The organism is Robiginitalea myxolifaciens, from assembly GCF_900115205.1.
GTDB lineage: Bacteria > Bacteroidota > Bacteroidia > Flavobacteriales > Flavobacteriaceae > Robiginitalea > Robiginitalea myxolifaciens.
Window position 1 is genome coordinate 1,066,743 of record NZ_FOYQ01000001.1, and the last position, 16,639, is coordinate 1,083,381.

Consider the following 16,639-nt stretch of genomic DNA (forward strand, 5'->3'; position numbering starts at 1 on the left):
CGCTTGTCGCCCTGTGCAGATGAAACTTTTAGATCGCATCGAAAATCCCTCGGACCTTCGGAAACTTCCCGCTGAATCGCTCGTGGATCTTTCCCGGGAACTTCGTGAATTCATTATCGATGTGGTGGCAGCCAAGGAGGGGCACCTAGGGGCCAGCCTGGGTGTTGTTGAACTTACCCTGGCCCTGCACTATGTCTTCAATACCCCGGAAGATCGCCTGATCTGGGATGTAGGGCATCAGGCCTATGGCCACAAAATCCTTACCGGCAGACGCAAAGATTTTCATACCAATCGCCAACTGGGTGGAATCAGTGGCTTTCCCAAACGCTCGGAGAGTCCTTACGATGCTTTTGGGACCGGGCACGCTTCCACCTCGATTTCGGCCATTTTAGGAATGGCCCTGGCCGCCCGTTTACAGGGAAAAACAGCACGCCAGCACATTGCCGTGATCGGCGATGCCTCCATTGCCGGAGGAATGGCTTTTGAAGCCCTCAACCACCTTGGGGTGAGTGACACCAATGTCCTGATCATCCTCAATGATAATACCATTGGAATTGATCCCAGCGTAGGAGCCCTGAAAGAATACCTCAGCGGTTCTAAAGATATTGGCAACGGGCAGGGCAATCTGTTCGAAGACCTCAATCTATACTACGAGGGACCTCAGGATGGTCACGATTTACCGGGACTCATCAATACCCTTCAAAAACTCAGCGAACGCAAAGGCCCCAAACTCCTGCATATAACTACGACCAAAGGAAAAGGACTTAGACAAGCCGAAGAGAATCAGGTCGTTTACCATGCCCCTGGAAAGTTCGATAAGCACACAGGCGAATTACTTCCCAAACATGCCGAACCCGGTATGGGCCCAAAATATCAGGATGTGTTCGGGCATACCTTAGTGACGCTGGCAGCATTAAATCCCGACATTGTTGGGATAACCCCGGCCATGCCTACAGGCAGTTCCCTCAAGTACCTGATGGAGGCTTTCCCGGATCGCGCTTTTGACGTGGGGATTGCCGAGCAACATGCAGTGACCCTTGCTGCCGGGCTAGCTGCTGAGGGCCTGATTCCTTACTGCGCCATCTATTCCACTTTTCTGCAACGCGCTTACGACCAGCTTATCCACGACGTGGCCCTGCAGGAATTACGGGTGGTGTTCTGCCTGGATCGGGCAGGACTGGTTGGACGCGATGGTCCAACCCACCATGGGATTTTTGACATCGCCTACCTCCGATGTATCCCCAACATGACCTTGATGGCCCCGATGGACAATCGGGAATTGCGGAATATGCTCTATAGTGTACAGGCCGAAGATTTTGGAACAGTGGCCATCCGCTACCCGCGGGGCGCCAGTCAAAATCCGGATTGGGAACAACCCTTTGAGGCAATCCCGAAAGGACGGGGACGTAAGCTCAAAGCGGGCAACCGCATTGCCGTATTGAGCCTTGGCCCCTGGGGCCAGGACATCGCCAAAATCCTTCCGGATACTAAAGATCCGGATGCCTTTGGGCACTACGACATGCGCTTCGTCAAACCCCTGGATGCAGATTTACTCCGGGAAATTGCTGCCGATTACGAGCAAATCGTTACCCTGGAGGATGGTTGCAAGGCTGGTGGTTTCGGATCCGCCGTTCTGGAATTTCTCAATAGCATCGGCTATAAAGGAAATACTACGATCTTGGGCCTTGAGGACTCCTTCCCACCTCACGGGGCTACCTCGGAATTACGACACTTACAAAACCTCACACCCGATAATATTCAAACGACCTTAAACCAACTAATTTGATGCACAAAACCGGAATCTGGCCGGCTAACAAGCTCCTTTACGCGCTCCTGGGCGTACTACTGCTTAGCCTGAGCAATGTCCGCGCTCAGGATAGTCTGCGAATAGATATAGACAGTCTTCCAATTTCAGAAACAACCATTATCCGGTCTACCCAATATCCGGTCAAGATTATTCCAAGGGGGGTAACGCTGCGTGTGCCGAAGATCAGTTTTAATGAAACCAAACCCTTGCTCAAGCGAATCAAACGCTTCCGAATCCCTTCTTTCTGGGAACGGGAAAACGAACTGGACATCCAGATGAGCGAGGTAGCTTTCGTAAACTGGAACGCGGGGGGTGATAACGCCATCTCGGCCATCGGCAAGCTATACTTTGCCCGGAATTATAAGTTTCGCTACTTCCAATGGGACAACGATCTGGAACTGCGCTTTGGATGGAATGCCCAGGAGGGCAGGCAATGGCGTAAAACCGATGACGCCATCCGGTTCAGCAGTACCATCGGGTACCGCAGGGACACTATTAGCAACTGGTTCTATTCTGTAAAAATGAAGTTTAATACCCAGTTTGCCGATGGTTTCAAATACCCCGACCGCAGCGAACCTATTTCACGTTTTATGGCTCCCGGTTACCTATTCCTGGGTGCGGGTACCTCCTATATCCCGGAAGGGAAAAAATTCAACCTCTACCTTTCCCCTTTTACCTTCAAGGGCACCTTTGTGCTGGATCAGGAACTCGCCAACCGCGGGGCATTCGGGGTCCGCAGGGCCGAAACAGATGCCATGGGGAATATCATAAGTCCAGGGGAAAATCTCTTTGCGGAACTCGGGTTCCTCCTGACCCATAAATGGAACCTGGAGGTAGCCAAAAATATAGCCCTTGAACATAATATTACCCTATATGCAGATTATCTGCGGGTTATCGGAAATGTGGATGTAGACTGGGTACTCAAGTGGAATTTTCAGGTCAATGAATACATCAATGCGACCTTGCTCACCCACCTGATCTACGACGACGATATCCTGTTTGACCGGGTGATTGCCGACGATGGAACCGTCATAAACCCGGGGGCACCCCGCACGCAATTCCGGCAGCAGCTCGGTATCGGGATCAATTACAAGTTTTAAGTCAACAGGCTGGCAAAACACCCGGAATTCAAGGCTCCTTAGAGCTGTTTCCCTAAAATTTTGTTGTGTAAATGCACGGCCGCTCCATCGGACAGGGAGGCAGTAAAACTACAGGCTTGCATGAGGGCCTCATAAAGGGATTCCGGGACTGCCGTATCCATGGGTTCCGGGAGGATTTGCAGGATCAGCCGATCGTAGGCGGTGTTTTTTCCTTCGAGGCGGCGGGTAAGGGCGCCCGTTACTACATCGAGAATATCCGAGAGAATGCGATAGCCCGAAATTTCCTTTTCGACGACTTCTGGCGCCTGGTAGATTCGCTCCACACTTAAGTCCAGAATATCGCGGAGTTGCGCTTTGTAGGCACTGCGGTCCAGGAGGGAATCTGAAAATTTTCCTGCGAGGATGGCTTCTTCCTCTTCCATAAAAATGCGCACTGCATCCTGCACCAGGGAATTGATGGCAATGGCCCTCAGGTAACCCAGGCGATCCCGTTTACCCCCTATGCTGCGATATTTCTCCGAATTGATTTTACCGGAGACTAACTTAATCAGGAATTCCAGGGCGTAATCCTCCGAGATGAGCCCAAGGTTTATACCATCCTCAAAATCGATTATGGAGTAACAGATATCATCGGCAGCTTCCACCAGATAGGTAAGCGGATGACGATGCCAGGCCCGGGCTGCGCCCGAAAAATTACGCTCCAATAACCCCAGTTCCGTGGCCACCGACTCAAAATCACCAGCTTCCGACTGGAAAAATCCAAACTTTTTTGAAGCGATGTGTTTATCGGGTTTATGAGGGAGGGACTGCTTGGGATATTTCATAAAAGCACCCAGGGTAGCATAACTCAGGCGCAGGCCTCCGGGCACCCCTTCGCGGGAAGCGGTAAGTAAGTGATAGCCGTGGGCATTCCCCTCAAAACGTACCAGGTCCTCATATTCCGGAGGTGTTAGTTGCCCTTCGAAACGTCTCCCGGGACCGTGGTCAAAGAAGGAACCGATAGCTTTTTCCCCACTATGTCCGAATGGTGGGTTCCCAATATCGTGGGCCAAAGCAGCCGCAGCCACTATTGCCCCGAAATCATTAAAGGTATACCCATGCGTCTGGGCCAAAGCCGGATATTTTTTAAGGAGTTCTGTCCCGGCCAGCCTCCCCAGGCTGCGCCCAACAACACTGACTTCCAGGCTATGGGTTAAGCGCGTATGGACAAAATCGGTTTTCGATAGCGGAATTACCTGAGTTTTATCCTGCAAGCTCCGGAAATAATGGGAAAAGATGATGCGGTCGTAATCCACTTCAAAACCCAGGCGGGTCGGATCCTGTTCAACCCTGAGTCGCTTGTTCTTATCGCCCTGCCGTCTTAGCGACAGCAGCTGCTCCCATTCCATCATTTTCACTCGAATTTGCCGCAAGATAGCCCTTTTGTAAGGCTTGACCTACCGGATGCTGCCTGCAGTTAACATTGTCTTAATCCCGTAACATTTTTCTAACACAAAGGCAAAGAAGGTTTAAAAGACAGCTAACCCGAACCTTACAACACCTTGCGTTCTTTGCGCCGGTACTAAGTATAGCTAAACTAATTCAATGAGAACCCTAATTTTTGGCTTTATAGCCTTGACGTGTTTATCCCTAAGTGGGCAGAGCACAGGAAGCATTGCGGGGACAATTACAGATCGTGAATATAATGACGATCCCCTGCCCTTTGCAAACATCCTTATTAAAGGAACGACTACAGGAACTACTTCCGATTTTGATGGCCTTTATGAGATTGACGGTCTTGATCCCGGATCATATACTGTTGTCTTTAGTTATTTGGGCTACGAAACTGTTGAAATTCCCGAGGTAGTCGTAGAAGCGGGTAAGGTTACCCAAATTAATGTCCCTATGAGCGCCAGCGAAGGCGTTGCCCTCGACGAGGTTGTGGTTACAACGGTAGCCCGTAAGGACTCAGAAGTTGCCCTGTTGCTCGATCAGAAATCGGCGGTACTAATCCGCGAAAGTATTGGAGCCCAGCAGTTGGGGCGTATTGGTGTTTCCGATGTTGCGACTGCAACAACCAAAATTTCGGGAGTATCCGCCAGTGAAGCTTCTGGTGACATTTACATCCGCGGTTTAGGAGATCGTTACCTGTCGACAACGCTGAATGGTTTACCCGTTCCTTCCGATGATGTAGAGCGAAAGAATATCGATTTGGGACTTTTCCCCACGCGGGTTATCCAGAACGTAAGTGTTGGAAAAACCTATTCTGTTCAAAATACTGCCGATCAGTCGTCCGGTACAGTGAATATCGCTACCCGGGAACTCGTGGGTTCTACAGAACTCGCTGTAGGTGTTCAGGGAGGGGTCAATACTAACGTAGCCGCTGGTGGTGTTTATGACGATTTCCGCACTTCCCCGGCCAGCGCTAATGCGCCTGGTGGCTTTTACGACAATAATGGACGCACCGTACAGCAGTTGGTAACCCAACAGGGTTGGAATACCCGGACTGAAGAAAATCCAATGGATTACCGGGTCAACCTGGTAGCTGGTAAAAAGTTCGCAGATCGCCTTTCCGTATTGTTTACCGGTTCCCAGAGTCGCTCCTACGACTACGGACAGGGTATCTTTTATCAATACCGTTCCAACTTTGTAGACGATACAATTACCGATGCCACCAACTGGAGAAAACGAGAAGTTACCTCCGGGTTACTGGACCTTGTATACTTCGCCAACGAAAACAACAAGATTAAGTCTTCCACCATTTTCCTGAACACCTTCACCGAAGAAATATATGAAGGGGGTCGCAATGGAGAAGGATTCATTTTTGAAGAAACCGACCTTGACGAAGGATTGGCGCAGTTTGTACGCGACCAAAACATTAAGCAGACTCAAATCCTTATCACCCAATTACTGGGATCACATAAGATTACACAGAAAAACACCATTCAATGGGCGCTCGGTTACAACCGGGTGAATGCCGACGAACCTAACCGTATCCGGAATGAGGTAAACTTTGACCCCCAAAACCCTTCTTTCGTACAATTGGGTAGAACTGGTGGTTTTCAGCAGCGAAAGTCCAGCCAGCTTATTGAGGACAACGAATACAATGGATACATCAAAGATATTATTGATATCATCCAGGAGGAAGACAAGTCGTTTCGCGTTGAACTCGGGCTGAATTACCGAAATAAAGAGCGGGACTTCGAGTCTATCTTTGTAGGGGTCGAAGAGCGCACGACGAACGCGATTAATCCACCTTCCATCGACAATCTCGGCTCCATCTTTCAGCAGTCGAATTTTGATTCGGGTGTGTTGGAGTTCAACCTGCTTCAACCCGACTTGTATACGGGTGAATTGGAATCCAAAGCGGCCTTCGCAGACATAAATCTGCGTATCAAAAAGTGGAATTTCAATGCAGGAATGCGCTTCCAGCAAGACAACATCGACGTTGGCTTCGACGTTGGAAACTTCCCAGGAAGGGTTGGTGAGACGAACAAGGAGTACAGCAACCTCTACCCCAGCGCGAACATCCGCTATGCCTTAGACGATAAAAACACGCTTCGCCTTGCGGTGAGCAGTACCATTACCCTTCCCGAATTCAAGGAAATTGCTCCTTTCGAATACGTGAGCCAGGTTGGGCAGGTTACCCGTGGAAATCCGGATCTGGAGGCTTCCCGAAACCTGAACTACGACCTGAAATGGGAATATTTTCCATCTGCAGGAGAAGTTATTTCATTCGCTGCCTTTTACAAGGATATTAGTGACCCGATCAACCGGGTTCAGGATCGTGGATCCGCCGGGGTATTCTCTTACTTCAACTCCGGAGATAAGGCAGAGGTATTTGGACTGGAAGCCGAGGCTAAAGTAGATCTGATCACTCCCCCAGAAAACAGCGAAGGACTTCGCGAAGGTGGTGGCCTTGGTCTGGTATTCAATGCCTCCCGCATGTGGCATAAGCAGGACCTTAAAGAGGTGCGCGATGCCGATGGGAACTTTATCAGAACATTCCAATACAAAGGTTTGACCGAGGAAGGCTTGCAAGGAGCTTCCGATTGGATCTTCAACGCCAGCCTCACCTACACCTACGAAAGCGAAAATCCTTTTACGGCAACCTTAACCGGAAATTATGCCTCCGATAAGATCTTCTCGTTGGGAGCTCCGGAAATCCAGAGTCAGGCCGATACTTTTTACAACGATGCCATTGTTGAAAATGGCTTTGTAGTCCTGGATGCAGTTCTGACCAAGGAACTTGGGGAGCATTGGCGCTTCCGACTGATAGGACGTAACCTTTTAACACCGACAATTGAAAGGACCCAGCTGGTCCGCCCTAGTACCACAAACATCGAGACAAATGAAGTTGTCCGAAGCTATACCTCGGGAGCACAGATCAGCTTGGGTCTCAATTATAGATTTTAACTGGAACCTTGAAAATTAAATTGATTACAAACCATTCATTTAAACCCCTTATTATGAAGACAAACATTCTGAAATTTGCATTTTTTGCTACGTTCTTCGCCTTATTCCTGGCTAGCTGTAGCAATGACGACGACGGGCCCGATCCGGAGCCACAGGCTACCTGTACTGATGGTATCCAGAACGGTGATGAAACTGGTGTTGACTGTGGCGGATCTTGTTCTGCTTGTGTTGAGCCTGAGAACACGGACCTCAACGGAAGCCTCTCTGAAGATCGCACCCTCGATCCTACGCTTACGTATCGCCTGAGGGGTACCTACAGCATCGAGTCTGGGGCAACCCTGACCATTCCTGCTGGAACTACTATCATTGCCGACACCGGCACTGACGTATACTTTGTTGTGCAAAAAGGAGGAGACATTGCTATCAATGGAACTGCAGCTGCTCCTGTCCTTATGACCTCTGCCAGCGAAGCTCCTGGTGACTGGGGTGGACTGGTAATTGCTGGTAACGCTACTACTACTGAAGGTGTAGACGCTATTGCTGAAGTAGGTGGAATCATCTACGGTGGCACGGATGACGCTGACAGCTCAGGTTCTATCTCTTACCTGATCATCAACTACGCCGGTGCCCAGATCAACTCTGAGTCCCAGTACAATGGACTTTCCCTCTACGCTGTAGGATCCGGAACTTCCATCAGCAACGTAGCTATCCTAAACGGAACTGACGACGGTGTTGAATTCTTCGGTGGAACCGTTAGTGCTTCTAACTTCTACCTGGAAAACAACGAAGACGATGCCGTTGACTGGACAGAAGGATGGAATGGAGAGCTGAGCAACACCTATGTGCTGCACACTATTGACGGTTTCTCTACTGCTGTCGAAGCCGACGGAGTTAACGCCAATCCAACCCTGACCAACTTTACTGCCGTATCTACGGAAGGTGGTACTGCTTTGCAATTCAAAAAGGAATCAGGAGCTACCATCACTGGACTTTCCCTGACCGGATACGAGACTTCTGTAGAAATGCGTGACGGAGGTCCTTTGGCTAACGTACAAATCGACGGAATGGCTGCTGATCCTGCTAACACCTACCTGGCTGCGGCTACTGTAGATATCGCCATCTTTGCCTGGGTAGATACTGATGTTTCTGTTGAGTCTCAGGATATCGACGGAGCTATCACTGCAGACATGATGCTGGATGCCAACGTTATCTACAGATTAACCGGTACCCTCAGTGTTGAAAATGGAGCTACCCTTACCATCCCTGCAGGAACCACTATCATTTCTGATACCGGAACTGATAAATATATTGTAGTTCAAAAAGGGTCTATGATCGATGTTCAGGGTACTATGGACGATCCTGTTATCATGACCTCTTCTGATCAGACTCCTGGAGACTGGGGTGGACTGGTAATCGCCGGTAATGCTTCTACCACTGAAGGAATTGACGCTATCGCTGAAGTAGGTGGAATCATCTACGGAGGTACTGACGATGCTGATAACTCCGGATCTATCAACTACCTGGTTATCAACTACGCTGGTGCGCAAATCAACTCAGAGTCTCAGTACAATGGACTTTCCCTCTACGCTGTAGGATCCGGAACTTCTATCACCAATGTTGCCATCCTCAACGGAACGGACGATGGTGTTGAGTTCTTTGGAGGAACTGTTAGTGCTTCTAACTTCTACCTGGAGAACAACGAAGACGACGCTGTTGACTGGACAGAAGGATGGAACGGTACCTTAACTAAAACTTACGTGCTGCATACTATTGACGGATTCTCAACTGCTGTTGAGGCAGATGGTGTAGATGCTGCCGTAGCTGTTCCTACCCTTGCAGACTTTACCGCGGTTTCAACGACCGGAGGTACTGCATTGCAGTTCAAAAAGACTACCGGTGCTGTTATTACCAATATTGTACTCGACGGATACGCTACCAACGTAGAAATGCGTGATGGAGGACCCGTAAGCAATGTTGAAGTAGACGGTACTGCTATGACCACTGTAGACGATGACGTCTTCAACGGCACTGCTGTTGATCCTGCCGACTTCGGCTGGGCAACCGGAAACTAAACACTGACCTGAGGTTCTTAATCGAACCTATGCTATTTAAAGGTTCCGTCTGGTATACAGGCGGAACCTTTTTTTTATATTCGCCCGGGCAGGGGATAAGAGCATTCATAACCTTAGGTTAACACCCAGCGCCTGTAGAAGTGTAACTTTTGTGATTATTTGTGGATTATGGGGGAAAACCTCTATTTCTTTATGATTATCGCCCTGGCTGTTCTGGCCATTACCGATTTGGTCGTCGGGGTAAGTAATGATGCGGTTAATTTCCTGAATTCAGCAATAGGTTCGAAGGCCATTTCCTTCCGGACCATTATGATTGTGGCGAGTATAGGGATTGCCTTTGGGGCCATGTCTTCCAGTGGAATGATGGAGGTTGCCCGAAAAGGGATTTTTAACCCCAGTGAATTCGTTTTCGCCGAGATTATGATCGTCTTTATGGCGGTGATGATAACCGATATTTTGCTCCTGGATTTCTTCAATACCATGGGGCTACCCACCTCTACTACCGTATCCATTGTCTTTGAGCTTCTCGGAGCCTCAGTAGCCATTTCCCTGGTCAAAATATATTCCAGCGGGGGAGGGTTCACGGAATTGGGATCTTATATCAATACGGACAAAGCCACGGAGATTATACTTGGGATTTTACTTTCGGTGGCTATTGCCTTTTCCATAGGCGCCATCGTGCAGTTTTTCTCCAGAGCCTTACTTACTTTCCGATTCGAAAAAAAACCTTCCTGGATGGGCGCCCTGTTTGGAGGGTTTGCCATTACCGGGATCATCTACTTTATCCTGATCAAAGGCCTTAAGGGTACTGAATTCCTGGGGACAATCCTGGATTGGGTAGCCCAGCACACCAATTTATTCCTGCTGGGCAATTTTGCCTTCTGGACCCTGGTTTCCTGGTTTACGATGAAAGTATTTAAATGGAACATTTACCGACTTATAATTATCCTGGGAACCTTTGCATTAGCTATGGCCTTTGCCGGGAACGACCTGGTAAATTTCGTAGGGGTTCCGATTGCAGCCTATCAGTCATTTCTCGATTGGCAAGGAGCCGGAGTCCTGGCCGAAAATTACACCATGGAGAACCTGGCTACAGCAGTGCGTACGCCCACCCTCTTATTGCTGATTTCGGGCCTCATCATGGTTCTTACTTTGTGGTTTTCCTCAAAGGCCAGAAGTGTCGTTAAAACGAGTGTAGACCTGTCGCGACAAGACGAAGGCGAAGAGCGCTTTGAACCGAATTACTTAAGTCGGCGCATTGTAAAGTACAGCATTCAGGCAGCCGACAATGTGGGTAACCTGCTGCCGCGAAGTCTCCAAAAACGCTTGAATAAGCGATTTGAGAAACCTTATGTATATATTCCCAAAAGTCGGGCACAGGATCTTCCTGCTTTTGATATGGTTCGCGCTTCGGTGAACCTCATGGTGGCCAGCGTCCTGATATCCATCGCAACCTCCATGAAATTGCCGCTGTCCACAACCTACGTAACCTTTATGGTAGCCATGGGCTCTTCCCTTGCCGATCGTGCATGGGGACCTGAAAGTGCGGTATATCGAGTAGCCGGGGTACTCAATGTCATTGGAGGATGGTTCTTTACTGCCTTCAGTGCTTTTGTAGCCGCTGCGGCTATTGCCTATCTCATTCATCTTGGAGGAATCTGGGCTATTGGCATTCTGCTGTTAATGGCGATACTTCTTATCGGAAGAAATTACCTGAGTCATAATCGCAAAATCCAGGAAACCAAGCGAGAGGAACGCCTGCAAAAAGCGGAAAGTGGTACTATCCGTGAACTTATTGATGAAAGCTCCGAAAACGTTGCCCTGGCCATGCGGCGTGCCAATAAGATTTATACCTCCTGTATCGATGGTTTGGCCCGTCATGACATCGAGCGCCTGAAGAAGAGTAAAAAAGGTATCGATAAACTTGAAACGGAGATCGAAGAGCTCAAAGGAAATATCTTTTATTTCATTAAAAATCTCGACGATTCAAGTAGCCTGGGCATTACTAACTTTTACATTGCCGTACTCAATTCCCTGGAGGATATAGCCCAGTCTTTGGAATACATCTCAAAGGCAGGATATAAGCATGTGATTAACAATCACAAAAAACTACGCTTCAATCAGATCAAGGATTTGAAGGAAGTTGACATTCGGGTAGAAGAATTGTTGAGCCGGATTCAGAAGATTTTTGAAACAAATGCCTATGCCGAAATAGTGACAATTATTGTCAATAAAGAAGAATATATCAACGAGGTAAACCTGAAAATTGAGAAGCAGGTTACCCGAACCCGTATGGACGAATCCAGCCCAAAAAATACAGCCCTCTATTTTAGCTTACTTTCTGAAACCAAAGATTTGCTGGACGCATTGATGGACTTGCTCGAGCTCTACGACGGCCATGCCAATGCAAAGACCGGCACTACTTTATAAATTACCCCCAACAAAAAAGCCCCTGCTCTCTCAAGCAGGGGCTTTTCCGGGAAAATCTTGCCTCATTCATTCACTACAACGGCTTCTCCCTGATTCCATTTGACTACGCGCGAAATCTTGTTTTGCTCGTAATCTACTTCTTTAAGCCCGTCCGCTTCCCAGAAAAACCATTTCCCGGTGCGAACTCCTTCAATATATTGTCCCATGGCCAGCTTCTTACCTTCATTATCGTACATCTTCCACTCTCCATGTAATTTACCATCCTGATAGAAACCCACTTGCGCAATTTCCCCATTATCATGGTAATAGGTAGCCTTAACCTGTTCACCTACGCGTTCCATTCTTGGTTCCGGTTGCTGGGCGCTTAACATACACGTCAGCAAAAGGGCTCCTAAACTCATTACAATCTTCATAACATTCCTTTTAAAGTGGATTTTCCTTTACATAAACGTAACAAAGATACATTTATTTTACATTTATTACACTTTTAATTTACTTTTAGTTTACATTAAATTTACATTGTTTATGTAAATGCCTGTTTATCTGATATTTATATTGTTAACTTTCTTGCCTCTGGTTAAAGCGTATAGTCATATAAATCCCCGAATATTCGTTAAAGTGCTATCGCCTTTCGCTATCTTGAGGTAGCAACTTCTAAAATTGTGTCCATGAAACTCCTCAGCACCAGATTTCAGATCCCCTTCCTTTGTTTTATCCTGTTTTCGGGACAAGGAGTCTTTGGGCAGCAGCCTAAAATCAGCAGTGACGAATTGCTGAAGCGCTCCATTGCCTATCACGACCCACAGGGGACCTGGGGATCCTACGCCGGCGCCTTTACCGTAGTTTCTACCCGACCGGGCAAAAGCGATCGCACCAGCCGCATTTCGATGAATCAGAAAAACTCCCTTTTCCGGATTGCCATGGAACTAGACGGAGTCCGGACTGCACTTCAAATGCAAGGGGAAAGCTGTAGCCTGGAATATCAGGGGAGTTCTGAATTTTCTGAAGCTATAGCCGAGCAACACAATCTCAACTGCGAGCGGGCGGTTATGTGGCGGGACTACTATTCCTATCTGTACGGGCTCCCGATGAAACTTCAGGATCCGGGCACCGAGATAGATCCCAATGTCAGTTTACGGGAATTTAAGGGGTCCGAATATTTGGTGCTGCGGGTTACATACGAGCCGGAAACGGGGAAAGACACCTGGTATTTCTATTTCGATCCCATTACCTACGCCTTAAGCGTATATCAATTCTACCACGACGAATCCCAAAACGATGGGGAGTATATCTTATTGGAAGGGGAGTCAGAGATCAAGGGAATGCGACTGCCGGAAAAGCGAAGCTGGTATACCAACAAAGATGAAAAATTCCTCGGCGCCGATACCATTACCGACGGCGGCCTTTAAACAGCCGCTATTTGCCTTTGTCCGATGAAAAGGACCCGTTAGTCGAAATAAAAGGGATTCCTGCTTTAAGGCGCCCTTATTGCGTAACTTAAAGACACTTATCGGGGGCATATGGGGCATTTAAAACTACTTCAGGATCATCTGACTACCCTGGATCTCGATTTCGGGACATTCAAACTGTATCGAAATTTGGTGATTGGGGAAGTCCATGAGGGAGTAGTCATCAATGCGGACCATGCCCTGGAGTTGATCTCCTTCAGCATCTCACATTATCCGTCCATGGCTTCCGTAGTATACCTCAGCCACCGCCGGAATTCGTATTCGGTAGACCCGACCATGTACCTGGAAACCGGAAGAGCCTTTCCTGCTCTGGCGGGCTACGGAATTATATACCATAATGAATTGAATCGAAAAGTGGCTTTACTGGAACAAAAGTTCCTCCCCTATCCCAGTAAATTATTTACCTCCCTGGGTGAAGCCATTGAGTGGGCCGGGACCTGCGTGTCCAAAACCCCCGGAATTCCGCAGCCTTAGCGATAAAAATTCATTTCATCCATATACTTCCACACTGCAGCCGGAAGTAAGGGTCGAATATTCTTTCCAGCCTTATGCTGCTTGCGGATAAAGGTGGCCGATATTTCCATGATCGGGGCATCGACCCGGTGAATCCGCGGATGGTCCACCAGATTATCGGGAATTGTCCCGGGACCCAATCTGGGATACACGTACAGCTCATAATACTCCAAAATGGCTTCATAATTCTTCCACTTATGGAAACTTCGAAGATTATCCTCCCCCATGATCAGCGCAAAGGTACGCTCCCCTTCGTGCCGCTCGTGCAGCGCCGTTAAGGTATCGATGGTATAGTTGGGTTGCGGGAGTTTAAATTCGATGTCGGAAACCCCCAACTTCGGATAATCCGCCACGGCTTCGTATACCATCTGGAAGCGGTGATGGTCCTCGAGCAAACTGTCTTTGACTTTGAAAGGGCTGCGTGGGGTAACCACAAACCAAACCTCCTCCAGCTCTGAAAATTCCACCATATGGTTCGCGATGACCAGATGCCCGATATGCAGTGGGTTAAAGGTCCCGAAAAAAAGGCCTGTGCGTTTCATCAGCTCTTATCAGCGATATACGCAGCAACGAGTTCAGTAGCCTCCTTTAAGGCGGTGTCCAGGTCGTAATTCTTAATAATCTTATCGAACTGGGGAGCGGTGGCCAATTCCACAGAGGCCTTGGCAATACGCATATTGATTTTGTCGTCGTCTTCCGTACTGCGCTTCTTTAAACGTATTTTTAATTCGTCCACACTTGGGGGCTTCACAAATACGGCCAGGGTTTGGTCTGGGAATTTCTTCTTGATCCGCAAACCTCCCGCGACATCGATATCGAATATCACGTTCTTCCCTTCGGCCCAGAGTCGCTCGACCTCACTCTTTAAGGTGCCGTAGAAATTGTCCCGGTATACTTCCTCCCATTCCAGGAAATCTCCGTTTTTGATATGCTTCTTAAACTCCGAAACACTCATAAAATAATAATGCTCGCCCTGATGCTCGCGAGGCCTGCGGGGTCGGGATGTTGCCGAAACCGAAAATGCGAGGTTTAACTCGGGCTGGCCGAGCAAGTGCCGGACGATTGTGGTTTTACCACTCCCGGAAGGAGCCGAAAATACTATGAGCTTTCCTCCCTTCATTACAAGACATTGAGCATTTGTTCCTTGATCTTTTCGAGCTCATCCTTCATTTGGACTACGATCCGTTGCATGGAAGCGTCATTGGCCTTAGAGCCGATAGTGTTGATTTCGCGACCGATCTCCTGAGAGATAAAGCCCAGTTTTTTTCCATTGGAATCCTCAGAATCAAGTGACTCCCCAAAATACTCCAGGTGTTTGGCCAAACGGACTTTTTCTTCCGTGATATCGTATTTTTCGAGGTAGTAGATCAATTCCTGTTCAAAGCGATTACTATCCACGGACTCCTTAAGTTCTGCTACCGCCCGCTCCAGGCGTTCCCGTACCGCTTCTATACGCCTGGCGTCCTGCCGTCCCACTTCCTCCAATTGTTCCATTAGGGTTTTAATGCGGTTGCGGAAGTCCTGCTCCAGGGCTCGACCCTCTTCCAGGCGGAAATGCTGTAATTGTTCAATGGCCTGATCCAGTGCGCCTTCAATAGCCTGGAATTCCTCCGGGTCAATTTCTTCCCGTGCCGTCTTCAGGGCATCGGGTAGTCGGAGCGCCATCTCCAGAAATTGCACCTGTTCCCCGTGGGCAAGTTCTGCCAGCTGCTCCATATAGGCACCTACAACGGCCTGGTTGATTTCACTATTCGCGGAAGCTCCGTTAGACTCAACATAGAGCGAGAAGTCTACTTTGCCACGCACCAGGGCTCTTGCGATCCGGTCGCGAAAAGCTAGTTCCTTCTCCCGATAAGCCTGGGGTACGCGCGCATTGACATCCAGGTTTTTACTATTCAGGGATTTGATTTCAACGGTAATCTTCTTTCCCGGTCGCTGGAGTATTTGCTTTCCAAAACCGGTCATGGAATGAATCATAGTAATGCGGATTTAAATCCGGGCAGTAACCCTAAAGTTCCCGTACCCAGATATTGCGATAGCTCACCCGGCTATTGTCCTGGTGGTCCTGCAATCGCAATGGCCCTTTCCCGTGAGCCGGGTTCTTTGGCCAGCCAATATACGGCGTTGTTCCCTTGATTTCGACATGATCCTGAATCAGGACGCCATTGTGAATTACGGTGAGGGTTCCCGACTTGATCTTCTCCCCTGCCTCGTTAAACTCAGGCATGTGATAGATAATGTCGTAGGTATTCCACTCGCCGGAAGGAACGGAGGCCATTGCCAAAGGGATATGCTGCTTGTAAATAGATCCCACCTGACCATTCGTATACGTTGGGTTATCATTGTTGTCCAATACCTGTACCTCATAGAGATTATTCAGGAACACCCCGCTATTGGCCCGATTCTGATTGTCTCGCTGTACGTCGGCCGGGGATTGCCACTCAATGTGAAGCTGGATATCCCCAAACTCTTGTTTGGTCTGGATATCTCCGGTTTTGTCTGCAACGGTCATACTCCCGTCATCGTTCAGGTGCCAAACCACTTCACTGCTGTCACGGGTCATAACCCATTGGTCAAAATTGGTGCCGTCGAAAAGTACAATAGCGTCCGCCGGTGCTCCACCCTGGCTGTAGGGAGAAACTTCCGGTGGCACGGGTTCATAAAGTTCGGTTTCCTCTGGTTTTGTAGGCTCTTCGCCCTGGTATTCCTCGTATACAATGGGCTGCGGGCCATCGGTTGCCATGGCTTCGTCAGCATCAGCATTTCCTGAAGTTGCTTGTTCCCCGCAGGCAGCGAGCAGGAGGAATGCACAGGTAATTGTGCACAGTTGGCGAAAGTCGGATAGTACGGATA

13 protein-coding genes are annotated in these 16,639 nt (G+C 48.7%); 7 read left to right on the forward strand and 6 right to left on the reverse strand.

The annotated features are described in order from the left end of the window. Positions 1-19: 19 nt before the first annotated feature. Positions 20-1,786: a 1-deoxy-D-xylulose-5-phosphate synthase gene (locus BM318_RS04710; protein ID WP_092981061.1), complete on the forward strand. Its 1,767-nt coding sequence runs from the start codon at positions 20-22 to the stop codon at positions 1,784-1,786. After that, positions 1,786-2,907 (forward strand): DUF3078 domain-containing protein, encoded by a 1,122-nt coding sequence (locus BM318_RS04715; RefSeq protein ID WP_092981062.1) that lies wholly within the window; start codon positions 1,786-1,788, stop codon positions 2,905-2,907. The genes BM318_RS04710 and BM318_RS04715 overlap by 1 nt, the downstream gene beginning before the upstream one ends. 38 nt (positions 2,908-2,945) lie before the next feature. Here the strand turns inward: BM318_RS04715 and dgt are convergent, their stop codons facing one another. Then, entirely contained in the window at positions 2,946-4,295 is a 1,350-nt protein-coding gene (dgt, locus tag BM318_RS04720) for a dGTP triphosphohydrolase (RefSeq protein WP_092982070.1), read from the reverse strand. Between the two features lie 196 nt (positions 4,296-4,491). Here dgt and BM318_RS04725 point away from each other — a divergent pair, with 196 nt between their 5' ends. The 3 genes from BM318_RS04725 to BM318_RS04735 all read left to right on the forward strand — a co-directional run bounded on the left by BM318_RS04725 (position 4,492) and on the right by BM318_RS04735 (position 11,804). Then, complete coding sequence (locus tag BM318_RS04725) at positions 4,492-7,302, forward strand: TonB-dependent receptor (protein WP_092981064.1); 2,811 nt, start codon at positions 4,492-4,494, stop codon at positions 7,300-7,302. 53 nt (positions 7,303-7,355) lie between these two features. Then, the gene (locus BM318_RS04730) at positions 7,356-9,374 is read left to right on the forward strand and encodes a hypothetical protein (RefSeq protein ID WP_092982071.1); all 2,019 of its coding nucleotides are present in this window, start codon (positions 7,356-7,358) and stop codon (positions 9,372-9,374) included. A gap of 168 nt (positions 9,375-9,542) precedes the next feature. Further along, on the forward strand, positions 9,543-11,804 hold the full coding sequence (locus BM318_RS04735; RefSeq protein ID WP_092981065.1) for an inorganic phosphate transporter: 2,262 nt from the start codon (positions 9,543-9,545) through the stop codon (positions 11,802-11,804). 62 nt (positions 11,805-11,866) lie between these two features. On the opposite strand, the gene BM318_RS04740 is transcribed toward BM318_RS04735, so the two are convergent. Continuing rightward, a complete protein-coding gene (locus tag BM318_RS04740; protein ID WP_092981067.1) occupies positions 11,867-12,217 on the reverse strand; it encodes a toxin-antitoxin system YwqK family antitoxin in 351 nt (116 codons plus the stop codon). A gap of 255 nt (positions 12,218-12,472) precedes the next feature. Between BM318_RS04740 and BM318_RS04745 the strand changes: the two genes are divergently transcribed. After that, positions 12,473-13,213 carry a DUF6503 family protein gene (locus BM318_RS04745; RefSeq protein ID WP_245759738.1) on the forward strand — a complete coding sequence of 247 codons (741 nt, stop codon included), beginning with the start codon at positions 12,473-12,475 and terminating at the stop codon, positions 13,211-13,213. Positions 13,214-13,324: 111 nt separating this feature from the next. Further along, positions 13,325-13,747, forward strand: a complete 423-nt coding sequence (locus BM318_RS04750; RefSeq protein WP_092981069.1) for a hypothetical protein — start codon at positions 13,325-13,327, stop codon at positions 13,745-13,747. On the opposite strand, the gene nadD is transcribed toward BM318_RS04750, so the two are convergent. From nadD to BM318_RS04770, 4 genes are read right to left on the reverse strand one after another with little or no spacing between them, the layout of a single operon-like run. Next, positions 13,744-14,328, reverse strand: coding sequence for a nicotinate (nicotinamide) nucleotide adenylyltransferase (gene nadD, locus BM318_RS04755; RefSeq protein WP_092981070.1), 585 nt, complete (start codon positions 14,326-14,328; stop codon positions 13,744-13,746). The two genes, BM318_RS04750 and nadD, sit on opposite strands and share 4 nt — an antisense overlap. Beyond that, positions 14,328-14,906 (reverse strand): guanylate kinase, encoded by a 579-nt coding sequence (gene gmk, locus BM318_RS04760; protein WP_092981071.1) that lies wholly within the window; start codon positions 14,904-14,906, stop codon positions 14,328-14,330. The genes nadD and gmk overlap by 1 nt, the downstream gene beginning before the upstream one ends. Continuing rightward, positions 14,906-15,763, reverse strand: a complete 858-nt coding sequence (locus BM318_RS04765; RefSeq protein WP_092981073.1) for a YicC/YloC family endoribonuclease — start codon at positions 15,761-15,763, stop codon at positions 14,906-14,908. The genes gmk and BM318_RS04765 overlap by 1 nt, the downstream gene beginning before the upstream one ends. Before the next feature lie 31 nt (positions 15,764-15,794). Continuing rightward, positions 15,795-16,529 carry a 3-keto-disaccharide hydrolase gene (locus BM318_RS04770; protein WP_092982073.1) on the reverse strand — a complete coding sequence of 245 codons (735 nt, stop codon included), beginning with the start codon at positions 16,527-16,529 and terminating at the stop codon, positions 15,795-15,797. Positions 16,530-16,639 lie beyond the last annotated feature (110 nt).